We start from the raw sequence: 15,694 nt of genomic DNA, 5'->3' as shown, positions 1-15,694 counted from the left end.
TGTTATTACGCCTCCATTACTAATAATTGTGGGTCATTCAATAGACGTTTAATTTGGTTTAATGCTTTTTGAGCAGTTGCGCCGTCAATTAAACGATGGTCAAAGCTTAGAGATAATGCTAATACTGGAGCTGCAACGATTTCACCGTTTTTCACAACTGGCTTCTCAGCGATACGGCCGATACCAAGGATTGCTACTTCTGGGTGATTGATAACTGGAGTGAACCATTGTCCACCTGCAGAACCAATGTTTGTGATTGTGCAAGAAGCACCTTTCATTTCAGCCGGAGCTAAACGACCATCACGTGCTTTACCAGCAAGATCATTGATCTCGTTAGAAATAGTGAAGATAGACTTGCGATCTGTATCTTTAACAACTGGTACTAATAGACCTTTGTCTGTATCAGCTGCGATACCGATGTTGAAGTAATGTTTATGAACTACTTCTTGAGAAGCATCATCTAAAGAAGTGTTTAACATTGGGTATTCACGTAATGCAGATGTTAAAGCTTTAACAACGTATGGAAGGTAAGTTAATTTAATACCTTTGTCAGCTGCAACAGCTTTGAACTTCTTACGGTGAGCAACAAGTTCTGTTACATCTACTTCATCCATTAATGTTACGTGAGGAGCTGTATGCTTAGAGTTAACCATTGCTTTAGCAATCGCTTTACGGATACCACTCATTTTCTCACGAGTTTCTGGATATTCACCAGCTGGGATTGGTTGTGCTTTTGGTGCTTCTTCTTTCGCTGCTGCTGGAGTAGCTTCTACTGCTGCTGGAGCCTCAGTTGCTGCTACTGCTTGTCCACCATTTGCAAATGCATCGATGTCAGCTTTTACGATACGGCCGTTCTTACCAGAACCAGCTACTTTATGAATGTCTACGCCGTTCTCACGAGCATATTTACGAACAGATGGCATAGCGATTACGCGCTCATTTACTACTTCTGCAGTTGCTGCTGGAGTAGCTTCCGCTGCTGGAGCTTCTACTGCTGCTTCTTCAGCTTTTGGAGCTGCATCATGATCGTCACCTTTAAATTTAAGGTTTTCGTATCCAGGAGCATCAAATTTAATTAATGTATCTCCTACAATTGCAACTGTTCCTTCTTCTACAAGTACTTCAAGTACTTTACCTTTAACAGGAGAAGGGATTTCTACTACTGCTTTATCATTTTGTACTTCAAGAAGTACATCGTCTTCGTTTACTTCATCGCCTGGTTTAATAAACCATTTTACGATTTCACCTTCGTGGATACCTTCACCGATATCTGGTAGTTTAAATTCAAATGCCACGGAATTCAGCCCCCTGATTCATTTCATTATTATGGAATATGTACAAAAGAAACCAGCATGTGCTGATTTCTTTTGCACATGAAAAGCTAAAAATTAGAAGTTCATTACTTTGTTAACAGCTTCAACAATATCTTTATGGTTTGGTAACCATACGCTCTCAGCTTGAGAGAATGGGAATACTGTATCAGCAGCTGCAACACGTACAACTGGAGCTTCTAAGTTTAAGATTGCACGGTCGTTAATTTCCGCTACAACGTTAGCTGCAATACCAGCTTGTTTTTGTGCTTCTTGAACTACAACTACGCGGCCTGTTTTTTCAACAGAAGCGATGATTGTTTCGATATCTAATGGTTGAACTGTACGTAAGTCAACTACCTCTAAAGAGATACCTTCTTTTTCAAGTTCTTCAGCAGCTTTTAATGCAGCATGAACCATAGCACCGTAAGCGATAACAGATACATCTGTACCTTCACGTTTGATATCAGCTTTACCTAAATCAATTGTGTAATCGCCTTCTGGTACATCTTGACGGAATGAACGGTACAATTTCATATGCTCTAAGTAGATAACTGGATCGTTGTCACGAATCGCAGAGATTAAAAGACCTTTTGCATCGTATGGAGTAGATGGAATAACAACTTTTAGACCAGGTTGTTGAGCCACTAATCCTTCTAAGCTATCAGCATGTAGTTCAGGAGTATGAACACCGCCACCGAATGGAGAACGAATTGTTACTGGAGCAGTCCAACGTCCACCAGAACGGTAACGCATACGAGCTAATTGACCAGAAACTGAATCCATTACTTCATAAATGAAACCGAAGAATTGGATTTCTGGAACTGGACGGAAGCCTTCTAATGCAAGTCCAACTGCAAGTCCACCAATACCAGACTCTGCAAGTGGAGTATCCATTACACGATCTTCACCGAATTCAGCTTGTAAACCTTCAGTAGCACGGAATACACCGCCGTTTACACCAACGTCTTCACCAAACACAAGTACGTTAGGGTCATTTTTCATTTCAACGCGTAAAGCATCAGTGATTGCTTGAATCATTGTCATTTGAGCCATGGCTTACTTCGACTCCTTTTCTTTGTAAATTTCATATTGTTCAGCTAAGTTGTAAGGCATTTTTTCGTACATGATTTCCATTAAATCAGTAACTTTTTGTTTTGGAGCTTGGTCAGCCTTAGCAATTGCTTGTTTGATATCTTCTTTTGCTTCTTCGATTACTTTCTCTTCAACTTCTTGAGACCATAGGCCTTTGTTTTCTAAGAATGCACGGAAGCGTACGATTGGATCTTTTTGTTCCCATTCGTTCTCGATATCTTTTGTACGGTAACGAGTTGGGTCATCACCAGCCATTGTATGTGGACCGTAACGGAATGTTAAAGTCTCGATTAAAGTAGGGCCTTCTCCGTTTACTGCACGCTCACGAGCGAAAGCAGTTGCTGCGTATACAGCTAATGGATCCATACCGTCTACTTGAATTCCGTAAATACCTGCTGCTACTGCTTTTTGTGCTACAGTTTTAGCTGCAGATTGCTTTTCTACTGGAGTAGAGATTGCATAACGGTTGTTTTGTACAACGAAGATTGCTGGAGCTTTGAATGCACCCGCAAAGTTCATACCTTCGTAGAAGTCACCTTGTGAAGCACCACCGTCACCAGTGTAAGTAATTGCAACAGATTTTTTCCCACGTAGTTTCATACCTAACGCAACACCAGCAGTTTGGATGATTTGCGCACCGATAATGATTTGTGGAGCAAGTGCATTTACATTCTCAGGCATTTGGTTACCCATGAAATGTCCACGAGAGAATAAGAATGCTTGGTATAATGGTAAACCGTGCCATACTAATTGTGGCACATCACGATATCCTGGTAAGATGAAATCTTCTGCTTCAAGTGCGAAATGACTTGCTAATTGAGAAGCCTCTTGTCCAGCTGTTGGTGCGTAGAAACCTAAACGTCCTTGACGGTTTAAAGAAATAGAACGTTGATCTAGTACGCGAGTATACACCATACGGCGCATTAATTCTTTTAATTGATCATCAGATAATTCAGGCATAGCCGCTTCATTCACAACTTCGCCTTTTTCATTTAAAATTTGTAATGTCTCAAATTGAGCTGCGATAGCTTTCATTTGCTCATCAACATTAAATAGGGTCTTTTTTGTTTTAGTACCCATTCCGTTCACCTCTTCCTCTCTTGAACCATATTCTGAAACGCTTTCACTATCTATTAGCTAGACTGAAAACGCAACAATGTAAACCAACAAATTTATCTGTCGGTTGAGAATAATTTTGTGTACCTAACAATCTGTACTAATGTTTTTTCAGAAACATATTAATACAATCTTGATCACGTTTTTTAGTTTACAACTATTCTAATTACGATGTCAATTACTTTGGATACGTTTTTTTATAAATAATCTGCAGGTTTCTTCTACACAAACGTGTTTTTATTTTTCACATCTGTATTAGTAAGCATTAACCTACTGTTATATTATTCCCTTTTCAACTTATTTTTTCTCTTAGAATAATATGTAAACGATTTAATTCTCTTTAGTTTTTCTCTCTTCTTAGCAAAAATATACAAACTCTTCTTCCTTTTATAGGTAATTACCCATACATTTCTATCCTTCCCTCCATACATTATAGTAACCGCAGTGTTAGCGGGAAATGATAAAGGAGGTCATCTCATGTACGGATACTCATATTGCTATCCAACTTGTTCAAATCCATCCTACGGTTATGGCGGTTCTTGTGGCGGGTCTGGACGCGGCTTCGCCTTAATCGTTGTGTTGTTTATTCTTTTAATTATCGTTGGTGCTGCTTGCATTCGCTAATGTAAAATGAAACAACTATGGAAAGAAACAGACGGCTTTGCCGTCTTTTCTTTTTATTACATACATAAATATTCTATAGTAAAACACTTTCCAAAGTGCTTCCCTACTTGTCGATGACTTTTTCCACCTCCTTTGGTAGACTAAAGAAGAAAGGAGAGATTACATATGCTTACAATGAAAGATGTAATTCGCGAAGGAGATTCTATTTTGCGAAACGTTGCAGAAGAGGTATCAATGCCGGCGAGCGAAGAAGATACAACTACCCTTAAAGAAATGATTGAATTTGTAATAAATAGCCAAGATCCTGAAATGGCTGAAAAATATAGTTTGCGCCCTGGAATCGGATTAGCGGCTCCACAAATCGGTATTTCGAAGAAAATGATTGCGGTTCATGTAACTGATACGAACGGTACGTTATATAGTCATGCATTATTCAACCCAAAAATCATTAGTCATTCTGTTGAACGTACATATTTACAAAGCGGAGAAGGCTGTCTATCAGTAGACCGCGAAGTACCTGGTTATGTCCCTCGTTACACAAGAATTACAGTGAAAGCAACATCTATCAACGGCGAAGAAGTAAAATTACGTTTAAAAGGTTTACCAGCAATCGTATTTCAGCATGAGATTGACCATTTAAATGGTGTTATGTTCTATGATCACATTAATAAAGAAAATCCATTTGCTGCTCCTGACGATTCAAAACCTTTAGAGCGATAATAAAAAAAGGCGGAAGTTAATCTTCCGCCTTTTTTTATATGAAATGGGTTCCATATTCACTTATAGCAATCCAGCCCATTTTAATCCATGATATATGCCGTCTTCACTAACATCCTTTGTCACGTGATTTGCAAGTTTTTTCAAGTCTTCATGACCATTACCCATCACAATACCTGTCCCAACTGCTTCGATCATTTCTAAATCATTTAAACCATCTCCAAATGCATACACTTGTTCACGGTTAAATCCTAATTTTTCAATGAATTTCTCAATTCCTTTTGCCTTCGAACCACCATTCGGAATAATATCCATTGAATATGCATGCCAGCGAATAAAATGAAAGTCTGGATAATGATTAATAAACTTTTCTTCTTCATTCACTTCACAGAAAAGAAGTGTTTGATAAATATTACGTTTCTCATAGAAATCAGGTTCATATGCCGGATGCTCAAAATTTAAGCTTCCAAAACCTTCCTTCACATAATCATGATATTCCACCGATGCTCTCATTTCTTGATGATCAAGATATACAAGTGGATATCCTTCTTGTTTTGCAAACTGAGTAAACTTATGTAAGGCAGCTGGATGTAACGGGTTATTAAATATTACCTCATCTTCAAATACAACGTACTGTCCATTAAAGCTAACATAATTATGTATATTGAGTTCCTCACGAATATCTTCAAACATAAATGGCGCACGTCCTGTCGCAATTGCTACATGCACACCTTTCTCTTGTAAATGTCTTACTGCATCTCGTGTAGATTGCGGAATCTTCTTATCATGATCTAATAATGTTCCATCAATATCAAAAAAGACAATTTTATCATTCATTTGTCAAAATCCTTTCTGTTACTCTATATTCCTATTTTGATTATCGCTTTTCAAATTCTAAAAAAAAGTATAACATATTAAACATCTGTGAAGAAAGCGTTCACTTTCTGACCTTATTTATGAAACCTGCATATATATATTAGTAAAAAATGTGGATACTTGTTCGTATGAATTTTCTTTTCTATTCTTTCTCATACTATACCTATAACTAACGGCTACTAATCGTTACTATAGAATAACTTTCCCTGTATGAGAAAGGACAAGATTCAACATTCACTTTTGTCTTCTTTCTTATATCAGAGACGGAGTTTTCACTAGTAATATGCATGTTTTAAATAAGGAAAGGAAGGAGTAATCATGCTGAAGAAGCTGAAGAAAAAGCTCAAGCGTTATTTAAAAGATCTAGTCCGTAAAAAGACAATCGCTTAAATTGTGCCCATTTCGGGCTTTTTCTTCATTCTCATTCGAAAAAACATGAAAATCGTGACTGTTTGCTTTATAATAAGTAACAGATAATGCAAAACATAGACAAGGAGAGGTTTTCCAAATGATTTTTAAAGTATTTTATCAAGTAAAATTGACTGAGGTTCCAGTACGTGAAAATACAAAAGTTTTATATTTAGAGGCTACGTCTGAAAAGGATGTTCGTAAGAAATTAAATAAGTTCGCATATAATATCGAGTTCGTTCAGTCTGTTACTGGTGCTCATCTTGAATATGAAAAAGAAAACGCTGATTTAATATTAGCGGAAATCGTATAGTCATATGAAATTTCTAAAGAATGATCAAGCTGCCGTTTTTGCTTTAGGTGGACTTGGTGAAATCGGTAAAAATACATATGCTGTTCAATTTCAAGATGAAATTATTATTATTGATGCTGGAATTAAATTTCCAGAAGACGAACTCCTCGGAATCGATTATGTAATACCAGATTACACTTATTTTGTGCGAAACGAAGATAAAATTAAAGGATTATTCATTACACATGGTCACGAAGATCATATCGGTGGAATTCCTTACTTATTACGTCAAGTAAACATCCCGATTTATGGCGGAAAATTAGCAATTGCACTAATCAAAAACAAATTAGAAGAGCACGGATTACTTCGTAAAGCAAAACTTTATGAAATTCAAGAAGATGATGTTATTAAATTTAAAAAGACATCTGTTTCCTTCTTCCGTACAACTCACAGTATCCCAGATTCATACGGAGTTGTTGTGAAAACACCTCAAGGACAAGTTGTTCATACTGGCGATTTCAAATTTGATTTCACACCAGTCGGTGAACCAGCGGACTTAACAAAAATGGCTGAAATCGGAAAAGACGGCGTACTTTGTCTCTTATCTGACAGTACAAACAGTGAAGTTCCAAACTTTACAATGTCTGAGCGCCGTGTTGGTGATAGTATTCAAGATATTTTCCGCAAAGTAGAAGGTCGTATTATCTTTGCAACCTTTGCATCAAATATCCATCGTCTACAACAAGTTGTTGAAGCGGCTGTTGAAAACAATCGTAAAGTGGCTGTGTTCGGTCGCAGTATGGAAGCGGCGATTGAAATCGGACAAAACCTTGGTTATATTCGCTGTCCGAAGGATACATTCATAGATACAGCTCAACTAAACCGCCTACCGGCTAATAAAGTTGTTATTTTATGTACAGGTAGTCAAGGTGAGCCAATGGCAGCACTTTCACGTATTGCTAATGGTACTCATCGTCAAATTCAAATCATTCCTGGCGACACAGTTGTTTTCTCTTCTTCACCAATCCCTGGTAATACAATTAGTGTAAGCCGTACAATTAACATGTTGTATCGTGCTGGTGCTGATGTAATCCACGGAAAACTGTCAAACATTCATACGAGTGGACACGGTGGACAAGAAGAACAAAAACTAATGCTTCGTCTAATTAAACCGAAGTATTTCATGCCAATTCATGGTGAATACCGCATGCAACGTATGCATATGAAGTTAGCAAACGATTGTGGTATTCCAGAAGAAAACTGTTTCATCATGGATAATGGAGATGTTCTTGCTCTTCGTTCTGATGAAGCAAGCGTAGCTGGTAAAATACCATCTGGATCTGTCTATATTGACGGAAATGGTATTGGAGATATCGGTAATATCGTGTTACGCGATCGTCGTATTCTTTCTGAAGAAGGACTTGTTATTGTAGTTGTAAGCATTGATATGAAAGAATTTAAAGTTGCAGCAGGACCTGATATTATCTCACGTGGTTTTGTGTATATGCGCGAAAGTAGTGATTTAATTAATGATGCTCAAACATTAATTACAACTCATTTAGAAAAAGTAATGGAGCGTAAAACAACACAATGGTCTGAAATTAAAAATGAAATTACAGACACATTAGCACCATTCCTATATGAGAAAACGAAACGTCGCCCAATGATTTTACCAATCATTATGGAAATATAAGAAAAAGGACAATACCTTCATGGTATTGTCCTTTTCTCTTATCTTAAAAAGTGTTTAAAACGATCTACTTCATCGTCATGACCAATTACAATTAATATATCTCCCGCTTGAATATTTTCCGTAGCTCGAGGAGATACAATAACTTCTTTACCACGTTTAATCGCTACAATATTCAATCCAAACTTCGCACGAATATCTAATTCGATTAAAGAATGACCATCAATTTTTTTATTTGCAATAATCTCTACAATACTATGCTCATCTGAAAGCTCAAGATAGTCTAATACATTACTTGATGCAATATTATTAGCAATCCTTTTTCCCATATCACGCTCGGGGTGCACAATGTGATCTGCCCCTATTTTACTTAACACTTTTTCATGGTAATCATTTTGAGCTTTTACAGTAATATTTTTTACACCTAACTCTTTTAAAATTAATGTTGTTAAAATACTTGAATTTAAATTGTCTCCAATAGCAACGACTACATGATCAAAATTACGAATACCAAGACTTTTTAATACCATCTCATCTGTTGAATCTGCAATTACAGCATGTGAAGCTATATTTGCAAACTCATTAATTTTATCTTCATCTGAATCAATTGCCATTACTTCCATACCTAATTGAGCGAGTTCTCGGCAAATGCTTCCACCAAAACGTCCAAGGCCAATGACAGCAAATTCTTTCTCTTTTTCACCCACAGGAATTCCTCCAATAACATCGAATACTATGTATTTTTATTGTAACATACTTTAGATTTGCTACAAAAACCTGTATATCATTCTTATTTTTGTTTTTGCATATAAAAATACTGTTGTAAATAAAATGCGATACTGAAAATTAACATACCAAATACAAATATATTTCCAAATGAACTAAATGTTTCAAAAACGAATAATAACGTTTCTTGTCCGAAGAAAGCAAATAATAGTTGTGTAAATGCGAATAGCAATGCCAATATATAATGATGTTGATGGAATAAATAATGTGTTGCACCTAAAAAAGCGATAAACGAAATAATGAAAATCCACCAATTTTCTAAAAACAGTTGCCAATTAGTAAATTGATATCCATTTACTAATATCGCAATAATTCCTATAACAGCCATCGTTGGCACACTCCAAAATAATGCTCGCCCTCTAAAGAAGCGTGTTCCTTTAACATCACCTTTTTCATGTGCAATGTATGTGAGTACTACCGTACTTATGTACAAAACTGAAAGAATTGTTAAAACGATAATAAGCCAAAAATGTAATTGATAATACTCATGCTCTATGTTTGTCACGATAGCCGCTAACATACACGGGATTAACATTCCAGTCCAACCATCTACTTTTCTTTCATTCCAAAACACTGTGTTACCAATCCGTATCCCTAACAACATAAAAATAATGATACCTAGTACAAATAATGTCGTTTTATTCCCTACTAAACTCGTCGAGAAAGCAATTAATCCAATAAATAAAAAGAGCACAAACCCATTCATAATTTCTAATACAGGTGATAAATATCTTTTCACCCATTTATATGTTTCGTCATATTCGTGATTATCTACTAAACGGTAGGCATAAAAACTTATCCCAAAATACACCGCCGCAATAATAACATACGCATATAAGACGAAACACAACATTGCACTGCTAATTTGCACGTAATTCCCCACCCTTTTTTCTATGTTTCACCTTGATTTTACACACTTTCTACACGAAATGTAAACATATATAAGCTAGTTAACTAATCATCTTCTCAATAAGCGATAATGAATAATGAGCAGCGGCTCAAAACCGCTGCTCATTACTTTATCCATTTGTATGCCCATGTGTATCCAAAACAAATATGAAAGATGTTTTCGTCTTGGAACTAACAAGTACCCACTGTAAGTTTTTTCAAAGTTGGCGAGCGAGTTTACTTTCTAGTTCCTTTCCACTTTACATATTGATCTAAAAATGCGATAGCTTTCTCAATAACCTCTTCATCTGGTTTTAATTTTGCATGGTGTAAACCATATTCTGAATTTACCCCAAGCCAAAACATAAATCCAGGAATCTCTTGAAGCATATAACCAAAATCTTCCCCTGTCATTGCCTCAGTACATGTAATTACATTCATATCAGTTTGTTCACTTACAAACTGCATAAACTCTCTCGTTAATACTTCATGGTTATATACTTGATGATACATCGCCCCATAGTCAATAACAGCTTCACATTGGAAGGAAGCTTCTATACCTGCAACAATTGCCTCAATCCTACTTTTAACACGCCTCATTGATTCCACTGATAAAGTTCGAATCGTTCCTTCTAACCGAGACTTTTCTGCTATGATATTTTGAACTGTACCACCTGTTATTTTTCCGATTGTAATCACTGCACTATCAAGAGGATTCACATTACGACTAATAACGGATTGAAGTTGTGTAACAAGGTGACTTGCCGCTACAATCATATCATTTGCAGTATGCGGGTAGGCTGCATGTCCACCTTTCCCTTTCAAATCAACATATAACTCTGATGTATTTGCAAATAATAGCCCCTCTTTTGTGGCAATTGTTCCTACAGCGTATTCAGGTGCAATATGAAGACCAAGAATTATATTCGGCTTCCATTCTTTTAACTCTTCACTCTCTAACATAGGAAGAGCCCCTCCTGGCCCTTCTTCAGCTGGTTGGAATAGAAACACAAGGTCATCATCTATTCTTTCTGTTACAGCTGCTGTTAGAAGGCCTAAACCGATTGTTGTATGCAAATCGTGTCCACATGCATGCATCATTCCTTCATGAATAGAAGCAAACTCATATCCAGTTTCTTCGGTAATTGGTAAACCGTCTATATCTGCGCGATAACCGATAATTTTTTCTGGATTTTTTCCATTTACTTTAACAATGACACCCGTTTTCCATACTTTCACTTCCACATATTCATTCGAAAGCGTTCCTATGTAATCTAAAATATACTGTTGTGTTTTCCACTCTTTAAATCCAATTTCCGGTATTTTGTGTAAGTCTCTACGAATTTGAACGAATTTGCTTACTGCCATTTTTGCACCTCTATCTATAAAAAGCGCAAGAGCCTGTTATGCTCTTACGCTTTTTTTGTGTTTATTTCTCTGGGTTTAATTGACGAAGCTCTTGTTTAATTTCAGTTTTTGCTTTTGTCTTCTCATCAATCTCTTTAATTACACGTGCTGGAGTACCGGCAACAACTGTATATGGAGGTACATCTTCTGTTACAACAGCTCCTGCTGCTACAACTGCACCCTTACCTACTGTAACTCCCTCTAACACAACTACGTTTGCACCAATTACAACATCATCTTCAACGATAACTGGTTTTGCTGAAGGCGGCTCAATAACACCTGCAAGTACTGCACCTGCACCTACGTGACAGTTCTTACCAACAGTTGCACGTCCACCAAGTACCGCGTTCATGTCAATCATAGTACCTTCACCAATTACAGCACCGATATTAATTGTTGCATTCATCATAATAACAGCGTTGTCGCCGATTTCAACGTGATCACGAATAATCGCGCCTGGCTCAATACGAGCTTTAATACCTTTTAAATCAAGCATTGGAATTGCAGAATTACGACGGTCATTTTCAACAACGTAATCAACGATGTGCTTGCTATTTTCATCAAGAATTGTCTTAATTTCAGACCATTCTCCAAATAATACACCAGACTTTTTATTTACAAATGCTTGTACCGTTTCAGGGAATGTTACTTCTTTTAAATCCCCTTTTATGTATACCTTTACAGGAGTTTTCTTTTCACTTTTTTGAATAAACGAAATAATTTCGTTAGCGTCCATCATTTTCATTCTTGTTGCCTCCTAAATCCATTTATAATGTTACTCTACCAAACGATAGAGCGAGTAGCAAGATAATAATCCTATTTTTCCATTTGAATTTCTTCTATAATTTCTAAAAATGCCCTTACTTGCTTCAATTGTCTGGCCGATTCACTCGTCAATAACCATGTTTCTCTCGTTAATTGAACAGGTGTTTTATACATATTTTCCTGTACTTCTTTTAAAACAGTAGAAGGTAAAAGAGCATAACCTATACCATTTAAAACGAGTTGTTTGCAAGTCTCAATTTGATCAACCACAATTGTTCTCTTAGGTGGATTAGAAAATAAACCATACCACCAATTTTGTATTTGTCCATAATAAGTCGAATCACTTTTAAATTGAATAAATGGTCTATTTGTTTCTTTTAACATCGTAATATCTTTTATTTCTTTATCCACTAAATAAAGTTCATCTTCAAATAATTGTTGCTTCTGACCTTTATATTCTTGTGTTCCTCTCAATATAGCAACATGAACGTCCCCTTCATAAAATTGCTTTTGTACTTCACTACTCCAGCCAGTAAACAGCGATATTTTCACAGAAGGGTATTTATGTACAAACTTCTTCAAAACAGGAGGAAGCCAATATTGACCAATAACTGATGCAACAGCTATTTTTAACGTTCCGTGAGTTTCTGTTCTAAAAACAGCTAGCTCACTTTTAATATCCTCTTCCTTTTGCAGCATTTCTTTTGCATAATTTGCGACTTTTTCCCCTTCAGGTGTAATTGTCAATCCTTTTTGTGAGCGAATAAAAAACTTCATTCCCCATTGTTTCTCCATAGATTGTAATCGTTGACTAAGCGCAGGTTGTGAAACAAATAAACGTTCCGCCGCTTTTCTCATATTTGATTCCTGAGCTAACACAACCATCATTTGAAAATCATCAATTTGCAACTTTCTCCCTCTTTCCTTAGCTTCCATACACCTTATCTCAATAAGCTTTTCATCCTTAATTTAACTATATACTCTTATATTTTTTATCTTTTTAAATATAATACATACACAACTGATATGCACGAAAAAAAGTGACTTCTCCGCTTCTATGAAGTCACTTTTCTCACATTATCGATTATGTTGCCTTACTTTTTTATTCAACAATTTTAAAATAGCCCGACGTGTTAAAATCCCCTCAAAATACCCATCTTCATTGACAGCGCAAATAAAAGGATGATCAATTGTCATTTCTAAAGCTTTTGCAAACGAATCTTCTAACTTAAGAACCGGAATGTCTTCCTTCATCACCTGTTCTACTTTCATTTCGTCAAGTCTTTCAAACTCAATACGTTCTAACCCTAACATACCATCTAAAATCATAGCAGTACTAATTAACCCATGCAATTTATACATCGGGTCCAAAACAGGTATCGCCGAATATCCAGATTTCACAAGAACGAGTAAAGCATGCTCTAAACCATTCCCCATTTGGACATGTGCTACTTTTTCTGATGAAATCATTAAATCTTTCACAAAAATTTGTTGAAACTCGTCTTTCGGAATACTAATCATATTACATCCCCCATTTTCCTACTTTTAATCACCGAATCTATTCATATTTTATGACAGCGTTTTCATATTATTATTTTGTCCTTACTTTATTTCAATAAAAACAAAATTACACAGCTATTTTAGCATACAACACAAAAAAAAGACTACCATCCCGGTAGCGCTTAATACCCCTTATTTTTTAATCTGTAAAATAACCTTGTGATTTTTTTATATTGTGTCACATCTGTCTGTTTTAAACCATTCTCAATATCTGTAATTTCCACAGCTAAAATTTCACTCGCATAATTTTGCTGAAATAGAATATCTAGTAACAAACTCTCTTCTTCTTCTGTTAAAACAAATTCCCTTTTCATATACCCCTCTCCTTATACTCGCATCGTTACTCTTATTATATATAATTTCCAACCCATTTAATAGATGTAATATTCAGTTTTTAGCAAAGGATATATAAAAATTGTTTTTTATTTCGTATATCGATTTGCATAACTAAACGCCGCATAAGCATCTGGCTTAATTTTTGCAGTTAATCCCATCGCTTGAATTTTCGCTGTCATATCTAGAATAAATTCTTTTGTTAAACCATCATTTCCGATATCCAAGTGAATTTCCATTATAAATCCAGCTCCCTCTTGAGCATATGGATGCAATAAATCCCATATTGTTTGTATATGATTTGGAGTAAATAGGCATGCGATCTCTTGGCTAAACTGCGTTTCTAAATATATTTTCTCACGTAAAGTTGCTGGCTTATCTTTCACTGATTTATGGTGTAAACACCCCCAGGCACCTTTTCCAACGCGATGAATATGAATTGCCGTAATAAACCTCGTATCCTTTTGATGTGCTTGTGAGTCTGTCCCAATGGATAAGCGATATAAATTTCGTGGATCCTTTTCAATGAAACTACAAATACGGCTAAAGACCATATCAAAATTTAAATGTCTCTCTGAAACATTATAAAATGTATGTTCACCGGCCACATAGTCACGTCCTTTCAATTAGACAGACTTTTCGTATTCTCATTGTATGGGACAAAAATAAAAATTATAACTTCCTATCCTTTATTCGTTTCAATATTTCGAATTACATAATGGCAAACTTGGCACGTATAAATTACATTTTGATTCGATTGAGCTGTTAATACATGAATAATCTCAGCAGAATTGTGACATTTAGGACAAAGCACAACTGGTAAACGTTCCATACAACACACCTCCTCGTTATTTTTATCTCGCTTTTGCTATCTGTAAACAACCAATTGGTGATGACTAATATTCAGTATAGGACGAAGAAGCCCCACTGATTACAATTTCACTTTATTACCATTGTAGGAAAAATGAAAACTCCCTATACATATATGCTAAAAAGTAATAGAACTAAAAAAGGTGTTGCCATATGGCAACACCTTTTTTATATGTATCAAGAAATGATATCGTAAATCTCAATTGCAACCATATCGATATTATCGAATTGATACACTTGAGGTTTTTCACCTTGTTGATACACTTCTAACTCATACATTTCACTTTTATCGAAAAATTTCACGCTACATTTGCGCTCACCGTTCACTTCAAAATAGCGTTGTGCTACTTCACCGCTTTCAGCTTGTTCTTGTAGACTAACAAGTCGAGTTAAAATTCCTTGGAGTAGAGACATGAAATCTCTCCTTTCTCTGATCTTCCTACCAATAGGTTTTACAGCTATACTCATTCTATCCGTCATAACAGAAAAAATGTTCCACAGTCTAGGATAAAGGTTATTGGCCAGAAACTCAACTAAAAATTTGTCGAAATGCGAAGGAAAAAACAGAAAGAACATCTTTTCCCTTCTTTATTGCGATTTTTATACTGGAAGAATATAATAAAAAACAGAAAAAAGGAGGAATTACAATGAGAAAAATTGAGGTTTACACACAACCTGATTGTCCGCCATGTGTCATTGTGAAAGAATTTTTAAAGCATAATAACGTTGTATATGAAGAATTTGACGTAAAAAAAGACGCTGCTGCACGCAATCGTCTTTTATACGACTATGATTCGTATTCAACTCCAACAGTTGTAATTGATGGAGAAGTTGTTGCTGGTTTTCAAATTGAAAAATTACAACAGCTACTCAATATTGAATAAGAATAGGTAAAGACCTATTCTTATTTTTATCCCACTATTTGTGGGCAGTAATAGCCCGATTGGTGCGAGCTAT

Annotated in this window: 19 protein-coding genes; 5 read left to right on the top strand and 14 right to left on the bottom strand. The window is 35.9% G+C overall.

The annotated features are described in order from the left end of the window. Nucleotides 1-5: 5 nt before the first annotated feature. From pdhC to pdhA, 3 genes are all read right to left on the bottom strand, one after another. Nucleotides 6-1,295, bottom strand: coding sequence for a pyruvate dehydrogenase complex dihydrolipoyllysine-residue acetyltransferase (pdhC, locus tag DT250_RS11925; RefSeq protein WP_000863412.1), 1,290 nt, complete (start codon nt 1,293-1,295; stop codon nt 6-8). A 93-nt stretch (nt 1,296-1,388) separates the two neighbouring features. Continuing rightward, on the bottom strand, nt 1,389-2,366 hold the full coding sequence (gene pdhB / locus DT250_RS11920) for a pyruvate dehydrogenase complex E1 component subunit beta (protein ID WP_000068162.1): 978 nt from the start codon (nt 2,364-2,366) through the stop codon (nt 1,389-1,391). Between the two features lie 3 nt (nt 2,367-2,369). Further along, nucleotides 2,370-3,485 (bottom strand): pyruvate dehydrogenase E1 component subunit alpha, encoded by a 1,116-nt coding sequence (gene pdhA / locus DT250_RS11915; RefSeq protein ID WP_000536893.1) that lies wholly within the window; start codon nt 3,483-3,485, stop codon nt 2,370-2,372. Nucleotides 3,486-3,998: 513 nt separating this feature from the next. Between pdhA and DT250_RS11910 the strand changes: the two genes are divergently transcribed. Both DT250_RS11910 and def read left to right on the top strand, forming a co-directional pair. Then, nucleotides 3,999-4,145, top strand: coding sequence for a YjcZ family sporulation protein (locus DT250_RS11910; protein WP_000274561.1), 147 nt, complete (start codon nt 3,999-4,001; stop codon nt 4,143-4,145). Between the two features lie 165 nt (nt 4,146-4,310). After that, nucleotides 4,311-4,865 carry a peptide deformylase gene (def, locus tag DT250_RS11905; protein ID WP_149213080.1) on the top strand — a complete coding sequence of 185 codons (555 nt, stop codon included), beginning with the start codon at nt 4,311-4,313 and terminating at the stop codon, nt 4,863-4,865. A gap of 60 nt (nt 4,866-4,925) precedes the next feature. Here the strand turns inward: def and DT250_RS11900 are convergent, their stop codons facing one another. Further along, complete coding sequence (locus tag DT250_RS11900; RefSeq protein ID WP_000998280.1) at nt 4,926-5,699, bottom strand: Cof-type HAD-IIB family hydrolase; 774 nt, start codon at nt 5,697-5,699, stop codon at nt 4,926-4,928. A gap of 547 nt (nt 5,700-6,246) precedes the next feature. Between DT250_RS11900 and DT250_RS11890 the strand changes: the two genes are divergently transcribed. Both DT250_RS11890 and rnjA read left to right on the top strand, forming a co-directional pair. Then, on the top strand, nt 6,247-6,459 hold the full coding sequence (locus tag DT250_RS11890) for a DNA-dependent RNA polymerase subunit epsilon (RefSeq protein WP_048546139.1): 213 nt from the start codon (nt 6,247-6,249) through the stop codon (nt 6,457-6,459). 4 nt (nt 6,460-6,463) lie between these two features. Beyond that, nucleotides 6,464-8,131, top strand: a complete 1,668-nt coding sequence (gene rnjA, locus DT250_RS11885; protein ID WP_000670370.1) for a ribonuclease J1 — start codon at nt 6,464-6,466, stop codon at nt 8,129-8,131. Between the two features lie 38 nt (nt 8,132-8,169). Here rnjA and DT250_RS11880 read toward each other — a convergent pair whose 3' ends face one another. From DT250_RS11880 to DT250_RS11840, 10 genes are all read right to left on the bottom strand, one after another. Further along, nucleotides 8,170-8,835 carry a potassium channel family protein gene (locus DT250_RS11880; protein ID WP_000504032.1) on the bottom strand — a complete coding sequence of 222 codons (666 nt, stop codon included), beginning with the start codon at nt 8,833-8,835 and terminating at the stop codon, nt 8,170-8,172. A gap of 83 nt (nt 8,836-8,918) precedes the next feature. Next, a complete protein-coding gene (locus DT250_RS11875; protein ID WP_046956446.1) occupies nt 8,919-9,785 on the bottom strand; it encodes a hypothetical protein in 867 nt (288 codons plus the stop codon). Nucleotides 9,786-10,039: 254 nt separating this feature from the next. Further along, the gene (locus tag DT250_RS11870; protein ID WP_000301171.1) at nt 10,040-11,170 is read right to left on the bottom strand and encodes an N-acetyldiaminopimelate deacetylase; all 1,131 of its coding nucleotides are present in this window, start codon (nt 11,168-11,170) and stop codon (nt 10,040-10,042) included. Nucleotides 11,171-11,231: 61 nt separating this feature from the next. Beyond that, nucleotides 11,232-11,954: a 2,3,4,5-tetrahydropyridine-2,6-dicarboxylate N-acetyltransferase gene (gene dapD / locus DT250_RS11865; protein ID WP_000783245.1), complete on the bottom strand. Its 723-nt coding sequence runs from the start codon at nt 11,952-11,954 to the stop codon at nt 11,232-11,234. Nucleotides 11,955-12,025: 71 nt separating this feature from the next. Beyond that, nucleotides 12,026-12,910 carry a LysR family transcriptional regulator gene (locus DT250_RS11860; RefSeq protein ID WP_002008407.1) on the bottom strand — a complete coding sequence of 295 codons (885 nt, stop codon included), beginning with the start codon at nt 12,908-12,910 and terminating at the stop codon, nt 12,026-12,028. 141 nt (nt 12,911-13,051) lie between these two features. Then, entirely contained in the window at nt 13,052-13,495 is a 444-nt protein-coding gene (cbpB, locus tag DT250_RS11855; protein ID WP_000623572.1) for a cyclic-di-AMP-binding protein CbpB, read from the bottom strand. A 161-nt stretch (nt 13,496-13,656) separates the two neighbouring features. Next, nucleotides 13,657-13,848 (bottom strand): antirepressor AbbA, encoded by a 192-nt coding sequence (gene abbA / locus DT250_RS11850; protein WP_048546142.1) that lies wholly within the window; start codon nt 13,846-13,848, stop codon nt 13,657-13,659. Between the two features lie 108 nt (nt 13,849-13,956). Beyond that, nucleotides 13,957-14,475, bottom strand: a complete 519-nt coding sequence (locus DT250_RS11845) for a ribonuclease H-like YkuK family protein (RefSeq protein WP_000896655.1) — start codon at nt 14,473-14,475, stop codon at nt 13,957-13,959. Between the two features lie 74 nt (nt 14,476-14,549). After that, a complete protein-coding gene (locus DT250_RS31645) occupies nt 14,550-14,699 on the bottom strand; it encodes a hypothetical protein (protein ID WP_087985092.1) in 150 nt (49 codons plus the stop codon). Nucleotides 14,700-14,914: 215 nt separating this feature from the next. Then, nucleotides 14,915-15,151, bottom strand: coding sequence for a YkuJ family protein (locus DT250_RS11840; protein WP_000055151.1), 237 nt, complete (start codon nt 15,149-15,151; stop codon nt 14,915-14,917). 233 nt (nt 15,152-15,384) lie between these two features. On the opposite strand from DT250_RS11840, the gene DT250_RS11835 reads away from it, so the two are divergent. Continuing rightward, nucleotides 15,385-15,621 carry a glutaredoxin family protein gene (locus DT250_RS11835; protein WP_001225788.1) on the top strand — a complete coding sequence of 79 codons (237 nt, stop codon included), beginning with the start codon at nt 15,385-15,387 and terminating at the stop codon, nt 15,619-15,621. The last annotated feature ends 73 nt before the right edge of the window (nt 15,622-15,694 follow it).

The sequence above is a fragment of the Bacillus sp. AR2-1 genome (assembly GCF_008368755.1).
Lineage (GTDB): Bacteria > Bacillota > Bacilli > Bacillales > Bacillaceae_G > Bacillus_A > Bacillus_A wiedmannii.
This window is presented reverse-complemented; position numbering and strand designations above follow the sequence as displayed.